The sequence below is a fragment of the Aeromonas sp. R7-2 genome (assembly GCF_040908105.1).
In the GTDB taxonomy this organism is placed as follows: Bacteria; Pseudomonadota; Gammaproteobacteria; order Enterobacterales; family Aeromonadaceae; genus Aeromonas; species Aeromonas caviae.
On sequence record NZ_JBFODC010000035.1, the window covers coordinates 214,726 to 236,972 of the forward strand.

General features: G+C 62.1%; 14 protein-coding genes. 5 read left to right on the forward strand and 9 right to left on the reverse strand.

What is annotated here, in order from left to right:
* Nucleotides 1-398: 398 nt before the first annotated feature.
* The 3 genes from AB5Y47_RS14645 to AB5Y47_RS14655 all read left to right on the forward strand — a co-directional run bounded on the left by AB5Y47_RS14645 (nt 399) and on the right by AB5Y47_RS14655 (nt 6,528).
* Nucleotides 399-3,119 carry a glycoside hydrolase family 3 N-terminal domain-containing protein gene (locus tag AB5Y47_RS14645; RefSeq protein WP_368220340.1) on the forward strand — a complete coding sequence of 907 codons (2,721 nt, stop codon included), beginning with the start codon at nt 399-401 and terminating at the stop codon, nt 3,117-3,119.
* A 93-nt stretch (nt 3,120-3,212) separates the two neighbouring features.
* Complete coding sequence (locus AB5Y47_RS14650; RefSeq protein WP_185367370.1) at nt 3,213-5,186, forward strand: methyl-accepting chemotaxis protein; 1,974 nt, start codon at nt 3,213-3,215, stop codon at nt 5,184-5,186.
* 10 nt (nt 5,187-5,196) lie between these two features.
* Complete coding sequence (locus tag AB5Y47_RS14655; protein WP_124244621.1) at nt 5,197-6,528, forward strand: ABC transporter substrate-binding protein; 1,332 nt, start codon at nt 5,197-5,199, stop codon at nt 6,526-6,528.
* A 327-nt stretch (nt 6,529-6,855) separates the two neighbouring features.
* Here AB5Y47_RS14655 and AB5Y47_RS14660 read toward each other — a convergent pair whose 3' ends face one another.
* The 6 genes from AB5Y47_RS14660 to AB5Y47_RS14685 all read right to left on the reverse strand — a co-directional run bounded on the left by AB5Y47_RS14660 (nt 6,856) and on the right by AB5Y47_RS14685 (nt 16,771).
* Nucleotides 6,856-7,878: a LacI family DNA-binding transcriptional regulator gene (locus AB5Y47_RS14660; protein ID WP_041201452.1), complete on the reverse strand. Its 1,023-nt coding sequence runs from the start codon at nt 7,876-7,878 to the stop codon at nt 6,856-6,858.
* Between the two features lie 217 nt (nt 7,879-8,095).
* Nucleotides 8,096-8,887 (reverse strand): MalM family protein, encoded by a 792-nt coding sequence (locus AB5Y47_RS14665; RefSeq protein ID WP_264818411.1) that lies wholly within the window; start codon nt 8,885-8,887, stop codon nt 8,096-8,098.
* Between the two features lie 74 nt (nt 8,888-8,961).
* The gene (locus tag AB5Y47_RS14670) at nt 8,962-10,251 is read right to left on the reverse strand and encodes a carbohydrate porin (protein ID WP_041214661.1); all 1,290 of its coding nucleotides are present in this window, start codon (nt 10,249-10,251) and stop codon (nt 8,962-8,964) included.
* A 61-nt stretch (nt 10,252-10,312) separates the two neighbouring features.
* Entirely contained in the window at nt 10,313-11,662 is a 1,350-nt protein-coding gene (locus AB5Y47_RS14675; RefSeq protein WP_139739425.1) for a putative glycoside hydrolase, read from the reverse strand.
* Nucleotides 11,663-12,473: 811 nt separating this feature from the next.
* Nucleotides 12,474-15,599, reverse strand: coding sequence for a multidrug efflux RND transporter permease subunit (locus AB5Y47_RS14680; protein WP_368220343.1), 3,126 nt, complete (start codon nt 15,597-15,599; stop codon nt 12,474-12,476).
* 14 nt (nt 15,600-15,613) lie between these two features.
* Nucleotides 15,614-16,771: an efflux RND transporter periplasmic adaptor subunit gene (locus AB5Y47_RS14685; RefSeq protein WP_010673351.1), complete on the reverse strand. Its 1,158-nt coding sequence runs from the start codon at nt 16,769-16,771 to the stop codon at nt 15,614-15,616.
* Nucleotides 16,772-16,926: 155 nt separating this feature from the next.
* Between AB5Y47_RS14685 and AB5Y47_RS14690 the strand changes: the two genes are divergently transcribed.
* Together AB5Y47_RS14690 and AB5Y47_RS14695 are read left to right on the forward strand one after the other, a co-directional pair.
* A complete protein-coding gene (locus tag AB5Y47_RS14690) occupies nt 16,927-17,655 on the forward strand; it encodes a response regulator (RefSeq protein WP_010673352.1) in 729 nt (242 codons plus the stop codon).
* Nucleotides 17,652-18,731: an ATP-binding protein gene (locus AB5Y47_RS14695; protein WP_010673353.1), complete on the forward strand. Its 1,080-nt coding sequence runs from the start codon at nt 17,652-17,654 to the stop codon at nt 18,729-18,731. Before AB5Y47_RS14690 ends, AB5Y47_RS14695 begins: the two co-directional genes overlap by 4 nt.
* A gap of 148 nt (nt 18,732-18,879) precedes the next feature.
* Here AB5Y47_RS14695 and AB5Y47_RS14700 read toward each other — a convergent pair whose 3' ends face one another.
* The 3 genes from AB5Y47_RS14700 to AB5Y47_RS14710 form a co-directional block, all read right to left on the reverse strand.
* Nucleotides 18,880-20,370, reverse strand: coding sequence for a SulP family inorganic anion transporter (locus tag AB5Y47_RS14700; protein WP_368220345.1), 1,491 nt, complete (start codon nt 20,368-20,370; stop codon nt 18,880-18,882).
* A gap of 319 nt (nt 20,371-20,689) precedes the next feature.
* Nucleotides 20,690-21,265 carry a DJ-1 family glyoxalase III gene (locus tag AB5Y47_RS14705; protein WP_069785018.1) on the reverse strand — a complete coding sequence of 192 codons (576 nt, stop codon included), beginning with the start codon at nt 21,263-21,265 and terminating at the stop codon, nt 20,690-20,692.
* Between the two features lie 30 nt (nt 21,266-21,295).
* Nucleotides 21,296-22,243 carry a ketopantoate reductase family protein gene (locus AB5Y47_RS14710; protein ID WP_201888485.1) on the reverse strand — a complete coding sequence of 316 codons (948 nt, stop codon included), beginning with the start codon at nt 22,241-22,243 and terminating at the stop codon, nt 21,296-21,298.
* Nucleotides 22,244-22,247 lie beyond the last annotated feature (4 nt).

Consider the following 22,247-nt stretch of genomic DNA (forward strand, 5'->3'; position numbering starts at 1 on the left):
CGTTTGGCCATATCGGTGTCGCTCCAGGCAGCTCATGCGGCAAATCAATGTGGTGGATTGCATTTAAACTATTGTTTTAATTTTATTTTGTTGATCTTCCTGACATGAGTCTACCTGTTCTCTCCGTTCCTTCCTGGGTATTCTGCTGATGATGCACGCCCCCGAGTTTGTGAGTTGCATCACTATTTTCTCTTTCAGCGGGATCTTTGTCATGGCATGACAAAGATACTGCTGGAATGACGAAGAGATTTCTGTTTACCATTTAATATCCTTGCAATCGATTTCAAATTTGACTGTTTTTCAAGACGACTCGCCATGAACGATGAGTCCAGGCGATGAACGAGAACATCCGGAGAGTCATAAGGAAAATGCGTAAAACTACAGGTCTCACCAGGTCTATGACCTGCCTATTCGTGGGGTGCGGCATCTGGAGTGCCGGGATGGCGGATGAGTTGTCGACCATGCCCTATTTTTCCACCTGGCCGCAGATCCACAGCGCCATTGCCAGGGAGGAGGGGATGGAGCGCCAGATCCAGGCTCTGCTCTCCCGGATGACCCTGGAGGAGAAGGTTGGCCAGATGATCCAGCCCGACTTTCGTGAAGTGACACCTGAGGAGGTGACGCGCTACAAGATTGGCTCCGTCCTCAACGGAGGGGGGGGCTGGCCCGGCAACAACAAACACGCGTCGGCCCAGGACTGGGCACACCAGGCCGACACCTATTGGCAGGCGGCGGAAGCGGGCTTTGAGGGCAGGGGGTATCGCATCCCCTTCATGTGGGCGACCGATGCGGTGCACGGCCACAACAACGTCTTCGCGGCGACCCTCTTCCCGCACAATATCGGCCTGGGGGCGGCGCGGGATCCGGATCTCATCTACCGTATCGGCCAGGTGACGGCGCGGGAAGTGGCCGCCACCGGGCTGGATTGGACCTTCGCACCGACGGTGGCGGTGCCGAGGGATGATCGCTGGGGCCGGACCTATGAGGGCTATTCCGAAGATCCCGCCATCGTCTATCACTATGCCGGCGAGATGGTGCGTGGCCTGCAAGGTTCCGCGACGGATCTGCGCGGCCAGCGCCATGTCATCTCGAACGTGAAACACTTCGTGGGGGACGGCGGTACCCTGAACGGGGTCGACCGGGGTCAGAACTTCTATTCGGAAGAGGACCTGCGCAACCTGCACGCGGTGGGCTACTTCTCGGGGCTGGATGCCGGTGCCCAGGTGGTCATGGCTTCGTTCAACAGCTGGCACAACGAGCTCAACCGCGACGTGCTGCCAGAAGACGGGGTGGAGTACAACGGCAAGCTGCACGGCAGCCGCTATCTGCTGACCGACGTGCTCAAGGGCAAGATGGGCTTTGATGGTCTTGTCGTCTCTGATTGGAACGGTCACAGCGAGATCCCCGGTTGCACCATGGGGAGCTGCCTGCCTGCGGTGCTGGCCGGGGTCGACATCTTCATGGTCACGGCGCGCAAGGACTGGATGGAGTTTCGCCAGAGCCTGCTCGATGGCGTGGCGAGCCGGCAGATCCCGATAAGCCGGATCGACGATGCCGTGACGCGTATCCTGCGGGTCAAGATGCGGGCCGGGCTGTGGGAGAAACCCATGCCGTCGGCCCGTGAGCTGGCGGGCAAGCAGGGTGAACTTGGTGCCGTGACGCACAAGGCGCTGGCCCGGGAGGCGGTACGCAAGTCGCTGGTGCTGCTCAAGAACGAGGGCAGGATCCTGCCTCTGAGCCGGCAGAGCCGGGTGCTGGTGGCTGGGAGCGCCGCCAACGATCTGGGCAAGCAGGTGGGGGGCTGGAGCCTGACCTGGCAAGGCAGCGAGAACGGGCGCGGTGATTTCCCCGGTGCCCAGAGCGTGCTGGATGCGGTGACCGCCACCGTCGGTGCGGATCATGTGCAGGTGAGCACGGGATCCGGTGAGTTTGCGGGAGCCAAGCCCGATGTCGCCATCCTGGTCATGGGGGAGGATCCCTATGCCGAGTGGTTCGGCGACATTCCTGACAACAAGACCCTTGCCTATGGGGATCTCAAGAGCAGCTATCACGAGGACCTGTTGACCCTCAAGCGGCTGAAGGCGGCCGGCATCCCCGTGGTGACCGTGCTTTTCTCCGGACGTCCGCTCTACGTCAATGAGGAGCTCAATCTCTCTTCCGCCTTTGTCGCCGCCTGGCTGCCGGGCACCGAGGGGGAGGGGATCACCGATCTGCTGTTCAGGGATGCCAAGGGCAAGGTGGCCCATGACTTCCAGGGACGCCTCTCCTTCTCATGGCCCTTCAGCAAGTGCGCCACCACCATCAATCACACGCCCACCCATATCCCGGGCTGGCAGCGTCCAGCCTTCGAGCAGGATCCAGCGGGTGAGTACGCACCGCTCTTCCCCTATGGCTACGGGCTCAGCTACGGCAAGCCTTCCCCTGTGGCGGCCCGGGTCAGCAACCTCAATACCCTGACCCTGGATAATCGTACCTTCGGCTGCAACGAGAGCGACCCCGCCAAACTGAGCGCCGCTGACAAGGTGCTCGAGCTGTTCGGGCCAAAGGCGGGTGAAGAACACCGTCTGCGCATGGGGGATGCCAGCAACTGGACGGGGACTGAAGTCTCCGGCAACAGCGTGACCGAGATGACCTTCATCAAGGTTCAGCCCATCGACTACCTGCGCCAGCAGGATGCGCGAGCGGTCACCTTCCTCGGGGCGAACAAGCCGGATGTCGACTCCGGGGCCACGATCCAGTTGCAGACCACCCAGGTCAAGGGGGCGGATCGTCGCACCTACCTGAAGGGAGAGAGCGAGCTGCAGGTGACGCTGCGGGTGCAGCAGGCGCCAGCGGGGGACATGACGCTGGGGCTGCAGTGTGGCTGGCCCTGCGGCAAGTCCATCGAGATTGCTCCGACCTTGCGCCAGTTGCCCCCGCAGAAGTGGGTGACCCTGAGTCTGCCCCTGCGCTGCCTCGAAGAGGGCATGGACTTCGCGAAGGTCAATACCCCCTTCATCCTGGGCACCAGTGGACAGGCACGCATCGACATGGCGACCGTACGCTGGGTACCGGCTTCTCTGCTGGGGGCCTCAGGGGAAGTGGTCAGGCTCGATTGCCAGGGCAGGTTGAGCCGATAAGCCGTCAGCCAGATGCACCAGGATGCCTGTCGGGCTCCTGGTGCCTTGATAACCGGCTCCGCCCCGATGCGGAGGGAGAGGTGGGAGAGAAGGATGTCGATCGTACAGCGGATCAGATTGGGCTTTACGCTGCTGCTGGTCCTGTTGCTATTGCTCGGGGCCATCAGTTACCTGAAGACGACCTCCATTCACGGTCGTTTCCAGCAGGTGACCGAGGAGGCGACGCCTCAGGCCCTGACCGCCAGCCGGCTGCGCGCCGCGTTGCTGATGGCTGACAGGGACAGCTTGGCGCATCTCGCCATCCGGGAGACGTCGGCGTTCCCCGAGTCCCGTCAGCGTGTTGCCCATGACAAGGTCCGCTATGAGCAGCACATCAAGGCATTCGCGGCCCTGACACTCGATACCGAGAGTGAGCGGCAACTCGCCCGGGTCACCGACCAGGCCCCCCGGCTGTTTACCCTCTCTGAGCAGTTGATGAGCCTGCACGAAGAGTCGGTCGAGCTGGAACGGGTGCTCGCACGGATGCGGAGCGAGCTGCTGCACCTGGACGACAACTACCGTTCGGCGGCAGACCTGCTGGTGCGTTACACGGCAGGGCGGCGCTCTTTGCAGAACAAGGCGGAGCTCATCACCAGCGGTATTGCACGGGATCTCAAGCTGATCCTGCGTGCCGACGGCAACACGGATCTGGTGGCGCTACAGGGGGGGCTGGCCAAAGACATCGACATTGCGAACCAGCGTCTGGAGCGGATTGTTGTCCCCGATGACGTCAAGGCCAGGTTCACCCGCCATGTGGCGCGCATTCCCCAACTTGTATTTGGCGACAAGGGGCTGATTGCCACCCTGGTGCGCCGTCAGCAAATCAGCCAGCAACTCCATGGCTTGCGTGAACAGCAGGAGGCGCAGAGCCAGCAACTGGGGGAGGTCCTGGACAGGCTTATCGCCATCAGCAACCAGAGCATGCAGGAGGACAGGCTGAGTGCCGACGTCGCGGTTGACAGCGCCCGCACCTGGATCGTGATGGTGGCCCTGTGTTCCGTGCTCATCGCCCTCATTGTTGCCTGGAGTACGGCCCGCAGCATCCAGGTGCCGCTGGTGCGGATCAATCGGGTTCTCGGTCTGATGGCACAAGGGGACATGACGCTGCGGGTTCGCTACCCCGCCAGGAACGAGCTTGGTGAGGTTGCGAACTCCATCGACCAGCTGGCCCACCATACCAAGACGCTCCTGATGGAGGTCCAGACCGGCTCTGAGTACCTGGTGAGCGAGACGCGCAAGACCGCGGAGATCGGCGAGCAGGTGATGTCGCAGGTGCAGGCGCAGAAGGCTCAGACCGATCAGGTGGCGGCCGCCATCTTCGAGCTGGAGACCAGTGCGACCGAAGTGGCGCGCTCGAGCGATCATGTTCGTCGGGAGGTGGGGGAGGCCAATGACGAGAGCCGGCTCGGACGTCATCTGATGCAGGCCAATCGGGATGGCATCGAACAACTGGCGACCGACATCGCCGGGGCCATGGCGATCACCCGCAAGCTCGAAGGCTACAGCAGCAACATTGGCAACATTCTCGAGGTGATCCGTGGCATGGCTGAACAGACCAACCTGCTTGCCCTCAATGCGGCCATCGAAGCGGCCCGTGCCGGGGAGGCCGGGCGGGGCTTTGCCGTGGTGGCCGAGGAGGTGCGGGCGCTGGCTACCCGTTCACAAGGGGCGACCCAGGAGATCCAGGTGATGATCGACAACCTGCAGGGATGCGCCCGCGATGTGGCGAGCGTGATGGCCCAGAGCCATGAGCAGACCCAGCAGAGTGTGCAGCAGACCCGGGATGTCGAGAGTGCCCTGGCGGGGATCGCCTCGCGCATGGAGGCCATCAAGGAGATTGCGGATCACATGGCTTATGCCGCAGCGGAGCAGATTTCGGTGAGTCAGGGAGTGGCCCAGCACGTGGCGGCCATCGCAGACGTGGCTCACGAGACCGAGCAGGCGTCCCGGGTATCGGCGAGCAGTGGTGAGGTGTTGTCGGGGCTGGCCAGCCAGCAGCAGAGTCTGGTGGCCCGTTTCAAGGTGTAGGAGAGAGGCGATGTGGAAATCTGTGAGTGCCCTGCTGGTCTGGGGGCTGAGTACGGCGGCGGTATCCCAGGAGCTGGTGCTGGAAACCTGGCGCGTGGATGACGAGGCGCTCTGGAAGGAGCAGTTTCTGCCCCGTTTTCAGGCGATCCATCCCGAGATCACCCTTAAGCTGCATTCGCAGCGCTCGGCGGATTACGATCGGGAGCTTGCCGAGCGGCTGGCGGCAGGGAAGGCGGGGGATCTCATCACTTGCCGTCCTTATGATCAGTCCCTGCGGCTGTTCCAGCAGGGGCATCTGCTGGATCTGACGGACCTGCCCGGGATGGAGAACTTCCCGAGCTTTGCCAAGGCCGCCTGGCAGACCGACTCCGGGGCCCAGACCTTCTGCCTGCCCATTGCCTCCGTGATCCAGGGTTTCTACTTCAATGTCGATATCTTCAACGCCCTTGGGCTGACACCGCCGCGAACCCGTGCCGACTTCTTCGCCGTGCTGGAGAAGGTGAAGCAGGATGGCCGCTATCTGCCGCTGGCACTGGCGGCTCACGACAGCTGGGTGGTCTCCGAGCTTGGTTATCAGAATATCGGTCCCAATTACTGGCATGGGGAAGATGGCCGCCTGGCGCTGATCAACGGTCAGGCGCGAGTGACCGATGCCCCTTATGTGGCGGCGTTTCGTGAGCTGGCAAGCTGGCGGCCCTACATAGGGGATCATCCTGCCGATGCCACCGAAGCACAGGCGGTGGATGCCTTTGCCGCGGGCAAGGCCGCCATGATAGTGGCGGGCTCCTGGTCGCTGGCCCAGTTCACCGGCAAGGTCAATTTTGGTGCCTTCCCGCCCCCCGTCGCGCGGGAGGGGGACACCTGCTATTTCACCGATCACACCGACATGGGGATCGGCATCAATGCCGCCAGCCCGAACAAGGAGGCCGCCCTGAAACTGGTGGAGTGGATGGCAAGCGCCGACTTTGCCGAGCGTTTCTCCAATTCGGTGCCCGGCTTTTTCTCCCTCTCCAATCACTTCTTCGAGCTCAAGGACCCGGTGGCGAGCACCATGATGGGCTGGCGGGATACCTGCGATTCCACCTTGCGTCTGGGGGCGCAGTTCCTCACCCGGGGTGAGCCATCGCTTACCACAGAGCTTGCGGAGGTATCGCAATCCGTGGTGCTCGGCACCATGACGCCGGAAGCGGCCGCCGCGCGCATCCAGCAGGGGTTGGCAAACTGGTATCCCCCCCAGAAGGCGGCCACGAGAAGAGCCAGTCTGTGTGAAGCGGACGAGCCTCTCCCCACGCTGGCAACCAGCGCGGCCACCGGGACGGAATCCCCCTTCGCAGCGCCTTGACGGTGGCCCTGCTCCCGCAGGGATCTGCACACTCCCCAAGGCGCCTTCAGGCGCCTTGTTTCATTCAGGTCGACCGGGTTCATCGGGTTGTGATTGCCAGGCTTTGGCTGGTGTCATCGGGCCAGGCCGGATTGAGGGGCCGGCAGAAGAGGGACGCCAGGTTGTGCGTAGTCTCTGTGCTATGTCAGAGAGTCAAGGTGGAAGACGCGACAGGGGCAAGTCATTCGCTGGGCAGGTGGCTGACAAAAGAAAAACGGCCCGAAGGCCGCTTTGCGCTGATGCTGTGCTGGGATCTGATGCTGCGCAGGGAACCGCCCCGGTCTGTGTTCACCCCTTGTACGGCAGTGTGGTATCACGCACCACAATGCTCAACTCGGGCAGTTCGTCCGAGTTCAGCTCCGTGTTCTCGATCAAACCCAACAGAGTCTTGACCATCTTGACACCCATCTCGTAGATGGGCTGACGTACCGTGGTCAATGGCGGGTTGGAATAAGTAGAGAAGGGCAGGTCGTCAAAACCGATGAGCGAGACATCCTCAGGCACCCGCAAGCCGCACTGCTTGAGCCCCAGAATGGCACCGTAACAGGTCTGATCGTTGGCGCAGAAGATGGCGGAGAATTTCCGGCCGCTCTCCACCAGCTTCTTGACGGCATTGAGCCCGCCGACTTCGGCGAAATCCCCCTGGATGACCAGGGAGGGGTCATATTCGATACCTGCGCTCACCAGGGCCTGGCGATAGCCATGATGACGCTCGATGGCATCGTTATGATCCGGTAAACCGACGATATGAGCGATGTCACGATGACCCAGATCCAATAAATAGCGAGTCGCCATGTAGCCACCCAGCCGGTTATTGATGCTGAAGGAGTGTACCCGCTCGGTCATGATATTGTGACCTGTGGCCACAATCGGTATTTGCTGGGAAAACTCGAGCAGTGTTTGCTGATTGACGTGGCCGGTCAAAATAATAAGGCCATCAACCCGCCGGGCTACCAGCAGGCGCAACCGCTCAACTTCTTCTTCCGCATTCCAGTGACCGCTGACAATCAGCGGCACATACTCCATGCCCTGAAGAGTGTGTTCAACACCCCGCAACATTTCGTTGGAAAATGGACTCTCCACATGTTGGGTCAAAACACCCAGGGTCATGGACTGACCCGTTTTCAAATATTGCGCCATCAGGTTGGGACGAAAATTCAATTCCTGAATGGCATCTTCCACCGCCTGACGTTTATCTGCGGCCACTTTGGCCGAGCCGTTCAATATCCGGGATACAGTGCTTGCCGAGACACCGGCTCGGCGGGCGATATCATAGACAGTGGCTTTTTTCTCCTGAGCTGACTTCGACATCCCCCCTCCGTACTCGACTGTGAAAACCCCTGGTCATGGCCAGTGTTATATGAATATCTTCTTAATAAATCAGCAAGTTAGGATACCCGTTTCCCCTGGTGGTGACAAGCGATGATGCGCCTTGCCAGGGGAGGGAATGCTACTGCTGGGCGGCAAAAAAGACCTCTTTTGCCTTGGTAAAACCGGCTTGCTCGGCGGCTTTGACCCAGGCGAGCGCCTACTCATAGTTTTTGCTCTGAACGGCAGTGCGAATATGCTGATAATAATCCAGTTCACCCAACGATTTATCTGGTGAGACCATCACGGGCGATATGGTTTTTGCGATCTGCGTCGCATTTGCAGCGGGCTCTGCGTCCAGCGTCAAATATAGGCGTCCGGTCGCAGAGTGAGGCACCTCCACATTGATGAGGCGGGCGACATCCGTGGTGCGATCATATTGCATGGCGCGCTGGAGATCGTCCGGGTTGAGCCGGGTACTGCCCTGCATGTCCTTCGCCGTGGAATAGATCACCATATAGGCGGCCCGAGCGCTGCCGATGGGGGCCGGAATGGTGAATTCCCCCTGAATGTTCTGCCCTGAAATTAACGAACGACCGTCATAACTGAATGTGGAACCGGGAATGGTTTGAACGGCGTTGTATTGCTCGTCCAGCAACAGGATGCTGGGCAGGAAGACGGTATAGTCGACCGGAATGGTTATTTTGACGCGAGTTGCCTGGCTGACTTCGGGCAGCGAGAAGGCCATTACATAGCTTTTGCCTGAATCAAATGCATAGACCTGGCTGTCGGTGCTCACATCGATCCAGCGGCTCTCCTGCCCGAGGGACTGGAAGCGAAGTTCCTTGAATGACTCGACCGCCACCTTGTTCGACAATTGTTCCCGACCTTGCTCAACCTGTTGCTGCAGGGCGGAGACTGCCGATCCTGGCGAATGCTCCGGGCCCATGCCGGCGCATCCGGCCATCAGCAGACTGACCAGGAAAGGCAGACACTGCTTCGTTCCCTTCATCGTGTTTCCTCGTATGCAATGCGGGTCCCCCAAGGGACCCGAGATTATAGTGCAGATAAGTATCGCGACCTAACCTACCACCACATGTCCGCCTGTACACCGACCAGGAAATCTTCCCGGTCTTCCTGCCAGGGGGTCTCGTTGTTGTGATCGACATAGGTCGTCAGAATGCGGATCTCCGGTGAGGGCCCCATGCCGGTATTGACGGTGAAGGTCGGCACTATGCTGACCTTGTGAGAGGTGCCACCCCGTTCGACGTTGTCGATGATCAGGTTGTTTTTCACATATCCGACTTCCGTCTGGATGGAGAAGAACTCATTGATCGGGAATACCGGGCGCAGAGATGCGGCATACCAGGAGTCATGGCCACCCAGCTCGTAATCGTTGTATTGATAGGAGAGGGTCGGCAGCAGATGAATATTGGCGCCATACCAGCCACCCCAGAGGAAGAGGCGGTAGGATTGATCGCCTTCCATCACCTTGGACTGGTAGGGTTTATAGCCATCCGCCTTGTCCTGCAGTGTCTTCTGATACAGGGAGCCCTTGCGATACATGGCGGTATTGGTCAGGTTGGCACCCAGCAAGTCCCCTGAACCCAGCCCACGTCCTGCCTGGGCGATGAACTTGGAGAAGCCGCCCGGCATGAAGAAGAAGTCGTCGCGGGAATAGATGACGGTTCCTTCTGCCCCCTTGGTCGCATATTGCTTGTTGTCGCCGGTGAACTCGTTGCTGGGCATCTGCTTGAGTGCGATCTCCATGTCCCAGGCACCGTAGAGGGCGCTGGTGTGGAGGGTGTGCATGGTGGCTTCAGTGCCATTGGCGCGGTCGGAGTGGCTGGTGTCGTTGCTGTTGATATAGGCAAAGTCCCACTTGCCACCCGCCATCTCCATGGCTTTGATGCCGACGCCGGTTCCCGAGTAGTCCGTGTAGAAATAGTCGGTGGTCCAGATGTAGTTCTCGCGGTCGTAATAGCGCAGGCCACCCCACATGGTCCCGGTCGGGGTGATGCCACCCAGCTCCACATAGGTTTCTGACACACCGCTTTCGCGAGGCGCGGCACGGGTTTGCAGGCCATCGGCATCGGACTCCACCTTGAAGTGGATGTTGACCGACTTGTTGCTGCCCAGATCCCACAACTTGTTCAGGCCCGCTTCCCAGCTGTTGTCCAGCTCGGAGCCCAGGCGCCCCATGGTCTTGTCCATCTCATATTCGTATCCCGCCTTGGCGAAGTTGTCCTTGGCGTCAAACATCGAGCCGGCACGAATATAACCGTGGAAGCCAAAACTCTCGGCGGCATTCGATACTGCGGGCATTGCCAGCCCGCAACATGCCCCGACAAACAAGGCGAGTGACTTCAATTTCATCTTATTGCTCCAATCCGTAGAAAATTATTTTCAATCGATTTCTCGAAGATTCAATGCCTTGTCACTTGATCTGCTGGCAGGGCTGATTGCTGTCAAAGTCTGCCGGGATGGCTGTTTTCAGGGCCACGTTGGTGAAGGCGAAGCGCAGACCGGCCATGGAGTCCCAGGCCCCGCTCAGGTAGAGCGCCTTTTGCACCGAGCCTGTGTTGGCCGCCGGAATGAGAGAGGCGACCGGCAGGATGCAGCGGTACCAGGTGTCGTCATCGGGCACGATGTTGCTGTCCATGGTGAAGAAGGTGCCAAAGTCCGGGCCTGCGGTACCGTCCATGCGGATCTGGATGTTGGGGGAGTCACCGTAGCTGGAGACTTTCAGGTCGAGCAGCATGGCGCCATCCTGATAGGCGGAGAGATCCCCATTGGCGCTGTCGGTCCCGAGGAAGGCGGCGCCATTGCCTGGCAGGTCCATAGTGATGACCTGGTTTTCATCGGTCAGGGTGCCGCCGAAGCTGGCTGCCGGGTAATCGGCGCTGCGGTCCAAGGCCTGGCTCTTGTCACCGGAGTAGTAGAGTGCGGCATCGGTGGCCACCAGCGCGGGGGCATTGTTGACGCCGGAGCCTGTGTCCGGATTGGTACCTGGATCGGTGCCAGGATCGGTTCCCGGGTCGGTGCCTGGGTCTGTGCCCGGGTCGGTAGCGCCGCCAGGCGCTTCACAGGTGACCGGGTCGACAACGGGCTTGGCCGAGGTGGTGAGCAGGTACTTGATGTTGGTGATTTCGTAGTTGAAGGCTTCTTTGGTGGCCAGGTGGAACGGTGTGCCCACAGTGGCGAGGTTGATGGCCGTGGCACCGGGGAAGGGCTTCATGCAGTTGATGGGCAGCGTGAGCGTTTCCCAGTCGCCGGAACCGGTCAGGGCGCTGGCAATGGGCAGGCTGCTGCGGTTGGGATATTCGTTGTCGATGGAGGCATTGAGCACTTCCGGCACCTTGCTCTTGGTCCGCAACTGGAACTCGATGAAACCGGAGGCGTATTTGCTCAGGTTCAGAGGGGTGGCGGATTTGAGCATGAAGGTGCCATCTCCGTCACCGGCTACCTGCACATCGGCGGTGTCATCGGTACCGGCATTGTTGATGAGCACGGCGCTGATGCTGGTCATGGCGACGGGAGAAGCGGTGACCGGTTGCAAGCTCCAGTTGTCCTTCTCTGACTGGATGCTGGGGGTTGTACCCCCATTGGCACCGACCCCGAACAGGATCAGGGTGCTGTCGCCAGGGGGCGTGGTGCCACCGTTGTCGCCACCGTTATTACCACCGGTGTTGCCACTATTCGAGTCGATATTATCGGCCCCACCACACCCGCCAAGCAGGGCAGCGGCGATCAACGACGCCAAAAGTCCTTTTTTTGATGCATTCATACTGACCACTCCAATCAATGGGAAAAATATCCACCGCGATGAACCGTCAAGACTCAAACAGACGCTATGCAATCGATGCCAAGACAAATCATGCTGGCTTCATTTTCTTGAAATCGATTTCCAATGCAATGCTTATCCCCTGTGATGATCAAAGTTTGTGTTTCAAATCACAGAAAGCGTGTCCTGATGACCAGCTGATGGGATGTGCAAGAAAGAGTTATCTTTAAATGAAAAGAGTTCATGGTGTTGTTTTTAATGGCTTATTTTATTTTTCTCTTGAGACTGACGATCAGAGGGAAAGTATCGGAGTAGATCTGCAATGTATCGGAGGTGATTGCGATGTGTCGATTTCTGAGCAACACTTAAACTGACTTCGATTTCATGGTGTATTGAATGAGACTCAGGCTGTCATCAACATTGCGGGGGCCTCTCCAGCGGTTCAGGCACCAGGAGTGTCCAGCCTTGACTGGTGATGGCAGACAGCATGCAGTCGATGAGGCCAAGGGAGTCGGCCGTCAGAGCGATGCTGAGGCCTGGTTCCGGCAGGGTTGGCACCGACCCGGGATGGTGCAAGCCCCCTGTGCCAGATAGCAGATCGCCATCTTGGAGAAGACCAAGGATGCACCGGCGACGGAGGGTTGGTCACAAACCCAGGAGAGGCAACCCGCGATAAGGCCGTCCCCGCAGCATCGGTCATGAACCACAGGCCCGGCACCATGGCGCGCTCATCCTCTTCGAAGGAACGCAGAATGGTGCCAGGCATGCATTGCATGCTAATCGCCTCCCCATGGCCAGCAAACCCGCGCAGCGGTCAGCATGATCGGTGCAGTATTCGCTGTGCCCGCCAGGCCTGAATGCGCGCCTGGGTGCCGATGACGAAGACAAAAAAGACCGGCACGAAGAAGATGGCCAGCAGGGTGCCGCTGATCATGCCGCCGAACACGCCGGTGCCGATGGCATGCTGGGTCTCCGCGCTGGCACCGCTGGCAAGCATCAGCGGCACCACACCGAGGGTGAAGGCGAGTGATGTCATCAGGATGGGGCGCAGACGCAGGCGTGCGGCGGTCACCGCAGCGTCAAGCAGCGAGCGCCCTTCGCCGTGCAACTGGCGGGCAAACTCCACGATGAGGATGGCGTTCTTGGCCGACAGGCCGATGATGGTGATCATGCCCACCTTGAAGAAGACGTCGTTGGGCATGCCGCGCAGCATCACCGCCGCCACGGCGCCGAGCAGGCCCAGGGGGACCACCAGCATCACGGAGAGCGGAATGGACCAGCTCTCGTAGAGCGCGGCCAGCACCAGGAAGACCACCAGCGCCGACAGCAGCATCAGCAGGGGGGCCTCGGCCGCCGACTGGCGCTCCTGCAGCGACTGTCCCGTCCAGGCCAGGGCGAAGCCTGGCGGCAATTGCGCCACCAGGCGATCCATTTCCGCCATCGCGGCGCCACTGGACACCCCGGGGGCGGCACTCCCGGAGAGACGCACGGCGGGGAAGCCCTCGAAGCGCATCATCTGTTGCGGCGACTGGCGCCAGGTCGGCGTCACCACCTCTCGCAGGGGCACCATGCCGCCGCTGGCATTGCGCACCCGCAGGCCGAGTACGTCATCGAGCTGCATGCGCGCCTTGGCGTCGGCCTGCAGGATGACCTGCTGCATGTGCCCGCCGTTGGGAAAGTCGTTGATGTAGAGCGACCCCATCGCCGCCGACAGGGTGCTGCTCACGCTGGTGAACGAGAGTCCCATGGCCTCGGCCTTCTGCCGGTTGATCTCGAGGTGAATGCTCTCGCCGGGGGGCAGGCTGTCGGGATAGACATCGCTCACCACCTCGCTTTGGGCCGCCAGTGCCAGCAGTTGCGCCTGGGCGGCCTGCAGCGCGGCCTCCCCCTGGTTGGCCCTGTCTTGCAGGAAGAGCGTGAAACCCGAAGAGGTGCCCAGTTCGTCGATGGCGGGCGGCAGCAGGCTCATCACTGTGCCTTCCTTGCTGTTGGCCATGGCGGCCTGTGCCAGCTCAGCCTCTTTGGCGGCCGTGGCACCATGACGCTGGTCCCACTCTTTGAGCATGGTGAAGGCCATGGCCGCATTGGGGCCGGCGCCGGAGAAGCTGAAGCCCTGCACCACCAGGTTGGTGTCGAGCGCCTCGCGAGAGGCTACATGGGCCTCGAACTCCTTGATGACGGCCAGGGTGCGCTCGCTGGTGGCACCGGTCGGCAACTGGATGGAGGTCATGAAGTAGCCCTGATCCTCGTCCGGCAGGAAAGAGGAGGGCAGCTGGGTGGCGGCGATGGCCAGCACGGCGCAGAGGGCGGCGAAGGTGACCATCACGCGTCCGCTGCGCCCGACCAGCCGGGTGACCCGAACGCTGTAGCCCACCGTGAGCCGCTTGACGCCCCGGTTGAAGGCGCCGAAGAAGCCGCGCTTCTCATGGTGATCCGGGCTGACCGGACGCAGCAGGGTGGCGCAGAGCGCTGGCGTCAGGGTCAGGGCGAGGAAGGCGGAAATCAGGATCGACACCGCCATCGACAGGGTGAACTGCTGGTAGATGACCCCCACGGAGCCGCTGCCGAACGCCATGGGGATGAACACCGCCGTGAGCACCAGGGTGATGCCGATCACCGCCCCGGTGATCTCCTTCATGGCCCGCGATGTCGCCTCCCTGGGCGATAGCCCCTGGGTGGCCATCAGGCGCTCGACGTTCTCCACCACCACGATGGCGTCGTCGACGATGATGCCGATGGCCAGCACCATGCCGAACATGGTGAGGGAGTTGATCGAAAAACCGGCCAGCAGCATCACCGCGAAGGTGCCAAGCAGGGCGATGGGGGCGACGATGGCCGGGATCAGGGTGTAGCGCAGGTTCTGCAGGAAGAGAAACATCACCAGGAACACCAGCACCATGGCTTCCAGCAGGGTGTGGATCACCTTGTCGATGGAGACCTTGACGAAGGGGGCCGAGTCGAACGGGATCGAATAGGCCATGCCCGCCGGCAGAGTGGGGGCGAGCTGAGCGAGACGGGTGCGCACCGCATCGGCGGTGCGCACGGCGTTGGCGCCGGGGGAGAGCTGAATGGCAGCGCTGGTGGCGGCCACGCCGTTCTCCCGGTTGGAAAAGGCGTAGGATTGCGCCCCCAGCTCGACCCGGGCGACGTCACCCAGCACCAGCTTGGCGCCATCACTACCGGCCCGCAGCACGATGGCGGCGAACGCCTCGGGAGTGGTCAGCTGCCCCTGTACCGTGAGGGGAACCGTCAGTCGCTGGCCAGGCAGGGCGGGTTCGTCGCCGAGGCGCCCCGGTGCAATCTGCACGTTCTGCTGCTCGATGGCCTGCGCCACCTCGCTGATGGTCAACCCGTAGGCGGCGAGCTTGCCCGGATCTACCCAGATGCGCATGGCCTGCTCGGCGCCGAACAGCTGCACTCGCCCCACCCCGTCGATGCGGCGTAGCTCCTGCACGATATTGCGCGCCATGTAGTCGTTCAGCGCGACCTCATCGAAGCGGCCATCCGGTGAAGTCATGCCGACCATCATCAGAAAGCCGGACGAGGCGGACTCCACCTGCAGGCCGGTTTGTCGCACCGCCTGTGGCAAGCGAGGCTCGACCGCCTTGATGCGGTTTTGCACGTCCATCTGGGCCAGCTCCGGATCGGTGCCCGGCTTGAAGGTGGCGGTGATCTGCGCGCTGCCGGAGGCATCTACCGATGACTCGAAGTAGAGCAGGTTCTTCACCCCCGACAGCTCGCGCTCGATAAGGCTCACCACCGCATCGTTCAGGGTCTGCGGCGTGGCGCCCGGATAGGTGGCATAGAGGGTCACCGACACCGGCGCCACCGAGGGATAGCGGGAGATGGGCAGCTTGGGGATGGCGATGACCCCCGCCAGCACGATGAAGAGGGCGAGCACCCAGGCAAACACCGGGCGATGAATGAAAAACTGCGGCATGAAATGTCTCCGATTCAACGGTTACCGGCGTCAGCCTGCTGGCTGACTGCGGGGGATTGCCAGGGATGGGCAATGACTTGCGTCCCCGGGGTCAGGCGGTCGATCCCCTCGATCACCACCCGCTGTCCGGCGTTGAGCCCGGACGTGATGCGGTACTGGCTATTCACCAGTTCAGCGGTGTTGACCGGAACCAGTTGTGCCTGCCCCTGGCCATCCACCACCCACACGCTGGTCTGGCCCGATGTGCGCACCACCGCCTGCTGAGGCACGCTCAGGGCGTTGGCATAGCGGGCACGGGGAATGCGCGCCTGTACGTAGAGGCCGGGCAAGAGCCGCCGCTCCGGGTTGTCCACCAGTACCCGCAGCAGTACGTCACCGGTACCGGCATCCACCTCGATGCCGGAGAAGAGGATGTGCCCCTGCATGCCGAGCGGCTTGCCGTCGCTGCCGAGGATGTCCACCGCCAGTTCCGGTGCCGTCGAGCCAGCCTGCTGGCGCAGGGTGTCGAGCACAGAGGCCGGTTGACGGACATCGACGTAGACCTGATCGATCTGCTGGATCCTGGCCATGGGGGTGGCGTCGGTGGGGGACACCAGAGCCCCTTCACTCACCAGCGCCTGATCGATGCGCCCGGCGATGGGGGCTTCCACGCTGGCAAATTGCAGGTTCAGCTGGTGCCGGGCCAGGGTCGCCCTGGCCTGAGCCACGTCGGCGGCCGCCTGATCACGCTGGGAGACCGCATCGTCATAGGTCTGGCGGCTGATGGCCTCGGTGCGCAGCAGCGGCACCAGACGGTCAATCTGGATACGGGCGCGGGCCAGCACGGCCTCCGCGCGCTGCAATGCTGCGGCGGCGCTGTCGACATCCGCCTTGAAGGGGGCCGGATTTATCTGGAACAGCACGGTGCCTGCGCCGATTTCGGCGCCCTGCTCGAACAGGCGGCGCTGCACGATGCCGCTAATCTGGGCCCGAATTTCGGCGCTTCGCACCGCGGCCACCCGGGCGGGCAGATCCTCGCTGATGACCAGGTCCTGACCTGCCAGCGTCATCACCGACACCTGAGGACGGGTCGGCGCATCTTGCGCTTGCGACGCCCCATCGCAACCTGCCAATCCGAATACGGCAATGACGGCGAGCAGGGTGCCCGCATACCGCTGTTTGACAAACATCATACTCACCTCGTTAAACCGTCTCCCGGGCATGGTACTGCCGCGAGAGCACATCGAACGGGCATTATGGAGAGGGGCTATTGCGAATGATTCGAGGCTTTGTGGAGAATCCATGGAGGCGGTGATAAAGTTCAAGCCCACCATTTTCGAGTCCGACCATGTCGTATCTTCCTGCTTCCGCCAACCCGGCGGCCCAGTCACTGGTACTGATTGCAGAGGATGAAGCCGAGATAGCCGACATCCTCGCCGCTTACCTGCAACGCCACGGATTGCGCACCCTGCATGCCGCCGATGGCCGCGAAGCCCTGGCCATGCACCAGACATGCAAACCCGATCTCCTGTTGCTGGATGTGCAGATGCCGCAGCTCGATGGCTGGCAGGTGCTCAGCGAGATCCGTGCCCGTGGCGACACGCCGGTGATCATGCTGACCGCCCTGGATCAGGACCTCGACAAGCTGATGGGGCTGCGCATGGGGGCGGATGACTATGTGGTCAAACCCTTCAACCCGGCCGAAGTGGTGGCCCGGGTACAGGCGGTGCTCAGACGCATCCAGGCTGCGAAGCAGACCATGGCCCGGGTGCTGCGGGTCGGCCCCTTCCAGATCGATCTGGAGAGCCACGAGGCCAGCATTTGCCGCGATGAGGGGCAGCAGGTGCTGGATCTGACCCTGACCGAGTTCAAGTTGCTCGCCTCCCTGATGCGGGCACCCAAGCGGGTGTTCAGCCGCGTCGAACTGCTGACCCACTGCCTGCCGGAGGGGGATACCCAGGAGCGCACGGTGGACAGCCACATCAGCAAGCTGCGCAAGAAGCTGGAGGCACAGGGCATCCAGGGGGTGCCCGCCAGTGTCTGGGGCGTCGGCTATCGCTTCGGGGGTGATGCGTGACATCGGCACCCGGCCTGCGCAGGCAGATCATCCGCTCCCTGGGGCTGATGGCGCTCGGCATCATCTGCCTCGCGGTGATCGGCACCTATGTGTTCTACGCCATTGCCGTGACCTATGTGCCTGGCAGCATCTCCGAGAGCTGGATGCCCTCCAGGGTCGAGATGATCTGGATTGGCTCGACCATTCTCATTGCATTGGGGATGGCGCTGTACGTGGCAGTGCGCCTCTCTCGGCGCATCCTGACTCCCCTCAACTCGGTGGCAACCAGCCTGCGCGAGGTGGCCGAGGGTAAGCTCGATGCGCGCGTGCCGCTGGATGAACAGGCGATCGGGGAGACGGCGCAACTGGTGCGGGACTTCAACACCATGGCCGAACGGCTGCAGAGCATGACCCGTGAGCGGGAGTTCTGGAATGCCGCCATCGCCCACGAATTGCGCACCCCGGTGACCATCTTGCGTGGCCGCTTGCAGGGGCTGGCCGAAGGGGTATTTCCGCCAGAGCGTGCGCTCTTTGAAGGCTTGCTGCGTCAGGTGGAGGGATTGACCCACCTGATCGAAGACTTGCGGGTACTCAGTCTCAACGACAGCGGCCACCTGGAGTTGCAACGAGAGGAGATCAGGCTGTCCGACGAGCTTGCCGTGGTGCTTGAGGCGTTTGCCACCCCTCTGGCCGCGAGCGGTTTCACCCTCAAGCGGGAGCTCGATACCGAGCTCTGGGTCTGTTGCGATGCACTTCGCATCCGTCAGGCCCTGATGGCGCTGCTGGAAAATGCCCAGAAGCACGCGGTGCCGGGCATGCTGACCGTGCGCCTGCATCGTTCTGGCACCCAGTGCATCCTGAGCGTGGAAGACGAAGGGCCCGGCATCAGCGAGGAGGTCGCCGCCCATATCTTCGAGGCGTTTCGCCGGGGGGATCCGTCACGCTCGCGCAAGAGTGGCGGCAGCGGGCTCGGGCTGGCCGTGGTCAAGGCGATTGCCGAGGCCCACGGCGGCAGTGCGGTCTGCCAATCCGGCGGGCGGGGCGGCACCCTGTTCCTGCTTTCCTGGCCCCTCTTGCACCCTGACGGCAGGTCATGACCCCGCATTGCCGCATCGGCTCGGGATGGGCGAGCCGAGGCGCGTGTGTTGACTGTGATCCAACAGCCCATAAAAAAAGCCCATCTCATGGGGAGAGACGGGCTTTTTTTATGGCTTGCAGGCAGCGCCCTCTTGGGGCGCGCCGGGATCAATGCTCGGCCAGCAGGGGCTCTCCCTCCTGGCGTTTGTCGTGGATGGCAAAGCGATCGACCAGGGTGGCACTGGCGTCGTTCAGGCCGATGACCGCCACCTCTTTCCCCTCACGGCGGAACTTGATGACCACCTTGTCGAGGGCCGTGATGGCGGTGATGTCCCAGAAGTGGGCGTGCGTCAGGTCGATGACCACCTTCTCCACTTCCTCCCTGAAATCGAAACCGGCCAGGAACTGCTCGGCGCTGGCAAAGAAGACCTGGCCCCGCACCAGATAGGTACGCACGGCGCCGCTGCGCTCGCTGTCGCTCTTGACCACCATGACGCGGGCAACCTTGTGGGCGAAGAAGAGGGAGGCGAGCAGCACCCCCACGAAGACCCCGAGTGCCAGGTTGTGGGTCGCGACCACCACGGCGACGGTGGTCACCATCACCAGGTTGGTGGAGAGGGGGTGGCTCTTCAGGTTGCGTACCGACTCCCAGGAAAACGTGCCGATGGAGACCATGATCATCACGGCCACCAGGGCTGCCATGGGGATCTGACGGATCCACTCATCCATGAAGACCACCATCAGGATGAGCAGGGTCCCCGCCACGAAGGTGGAGAGGCGGCCGCGGCCACCGGATTTGATGTTGATGACGGACTGGCCAATCATGGCGCACCCCGCCATGCCTCCCAGCAGACCGGCGCCGATGTTGGCGATCCCCTGACCCTTGCACTCGCGGTTGCGATCGCTTGGGGTGTCGGTCATCTCGTCGACGATGGCTGCCGTCATCATGGACTCGAGCAGTCCCACCACCGCCAGCCCCGCTGAATAGGGGAAGATGATGGCCAGGGTCTCCAGATTGAGGGGAACGTCGGGCCAGAGGAAGACCGGCAGGGTATCGGGCAGCTCGCCCATGTCGCCCACGGTACGGATGTCGATGCCCAGGGTGATGGCCACCGCCGTCAGGATGACGATGCACAGCAGGGGGGAGGGGAGCAGTTTGCCCACCACGGGAACGAGCGGGAACAGATAGATGATGCCAAGCCCGGCTGCGGTCATGGCGTAGACCTGCCAGGTGACGTTGGTGAGCTCGGGCAGCTGGGCCATGAAGATAAGGATGGCCAGGGCGTTGACGAAGCCGGTCACCACGGAGCGGGAGACGAATCGCATCAGGCTGCCGAGCCTGAGGTAGCCCGCCGCTATCTGGAAGAGGCCGGTGAGCAGGGTGGCCGCCAGCAGATACTGCAGGCCATGTTCCTTGACCAGGGTCACCATCAGGAGCGCCATGGCGCCGGTGGCGGCGGAAATCATGCCGGGACGACCGCCGACGAAGGCGATGACCACGGCGATGCAGAAGGAGGCATAGAGGCCGACCTTGGGGTCGACGCCCGCAATGATGGAGAAGGCGATGGCCTCCGGGATCAGCGCCAGGGCGACGACGATGCCCGACAGCAGATCGCCCCGTATGTTGGAGAACCACTCTTGTTTTGCACGTTCCAGCATGGGGATTTTCTCGCTCGTTGAGGATCCATGGCCACAGGCCCGCAAATCAGGGGGAATGGCGGGGATCACAGGGTTGGACTGGCTGTTGATGGTCGGGTAAACCGGCCGGTCGGCATAACCGGAGTCAGGCGGCAGAGGCCGCACAGGGCAGGGTCAGGGCGGCGTGACGGCCACCCCAGAGCACATAACAGGCATAAGGGGCGCATGTTAACAGTCGGTGCCAGGCCGGGGAAGCCCGGATTGTTTTATCTAGCACAAGAGCAGCCAACATAGACCAAACAAGGGGGCTCTGTCGCTTTCATCGGAGTGCCCGATGTGGTTATGGCGATAGCGAGGGGGGCAACACCATGGGACCGGCCACCGTACGGGCGGCCTCGTCACCTCGCAGTACCCGTACTATCTCGAGAGCGAACTCGATAGCAGTGCCTGGTCCCTGGCTGGTGATCAGGCGATGGGCTTCATCGGTCACTACCCTTGCCGTGCTCAATTGTGTCGCGGGCAGACGGGCCTGAAAGCCCGGGTGGCAGGTGGTGCTCGCATCCCCCAGCAAGCCGTGATGGTGCAGTACCACGGCGGGTGCGGCACAGATGGCAGCGCGCCAGCGGCCGAGGCCTGCCTGCTCCCGTAGCAGGTCGATGGCGAGGGGGGTGTCGCGGATCACTTCGCTGCCGGGCAGACCGCCCGGTACGACCATGGCATCGAAGTCACGAGTGGTCAGCTCGTCGAGATGGCAATCCGCCACCAGTTGCACCCCGCGAGAGGCTCGGATCTGGCGCGCTCCTGTGGGGCAGCAGGAGGCCAGCACCACATCGATGCCACCCCGGACCAGGGTATCGACGATGGCAACCGTCTCTATCTCTTCCGACCCGGGGGCCACCAATACCAGTACGCTCATCTAGCACTCCTTGCTTGCCAGCTGCTCTGCTCAGCGCTTCTCTTTGACGGCCTGATAGAGGCCCTGATTGACCGGCACCGCGATACCGTGAAGGGCGGCCTTGTTCAGCAGGAAGCCGGTGATGGCCTCGATCTCGGTCTCGCGGCCCTGTTCCATGTCCTGATACATGGAAGAGTAATTGTCGGCGGTGAGCTCCACCACCATCATGACACGGCGCAACAGCTCTTCGCTGCCGGTAGGCTGACCTTCGGCCCGCATGACGTCAGCCACTTCCACGCAGATTTGCTGCAGGGCATCGGCAAAACGCGGACCGGCCAATTCACCGTTCTTGAGCTTGTAGAGCGCGGTGAGGGGATTGATGGCGCAGTTGACGGCGAGTTTCTGCCACTGGCGTGTCAGGATCTGCTCATCCCAACCGGCCTGACCCAGGGCGCTGGCCAGCTCGTCGGCGAGGTGGGCATGGGCACGGGCCGCTTCGTTGACAGGGCCCAGCCAGGTCTCCCCCTTGCCGGTGTGGCGGAACACGAAGTGGCCGCTCTGCATGGCGCCATGGCTGGTGACGCCGGCGATCACCGGATTGTCGGGGAAGAGTGCGACCACCTGATCGGCGATCCCCATGCCGTTGTGCAGCAGCACGATGGGCACTCCTGCCGCCAGTTGCCCGACCAGAGGAGTGAGGGCCGATATCACCTGCCCCGCTTTGGTCATCACCAGCAGGCGTTTGATGCAGCCCGGCTTGTCGATGAAGGCGCGTTCGATGGCCAGGAGCTGGGTATGCCCCTCAAGGGAGGTAAAGTCGACGCCGGGGTGCAAGGTGGCACGATGGCGCTCGCGCAGCAGGAGGCGGGTTGCTTGGCCGCTTTGGGTCAACAGGGAGGCGAAGACGCCGCCCAGGGCGCCGCAGCCCAGCAAGGTCCACTCGGGAGAGACAGGGTGACGGCGTGTTTTCAGGTTGTTGTCGCGTAATCCGCTTGGCATGAAG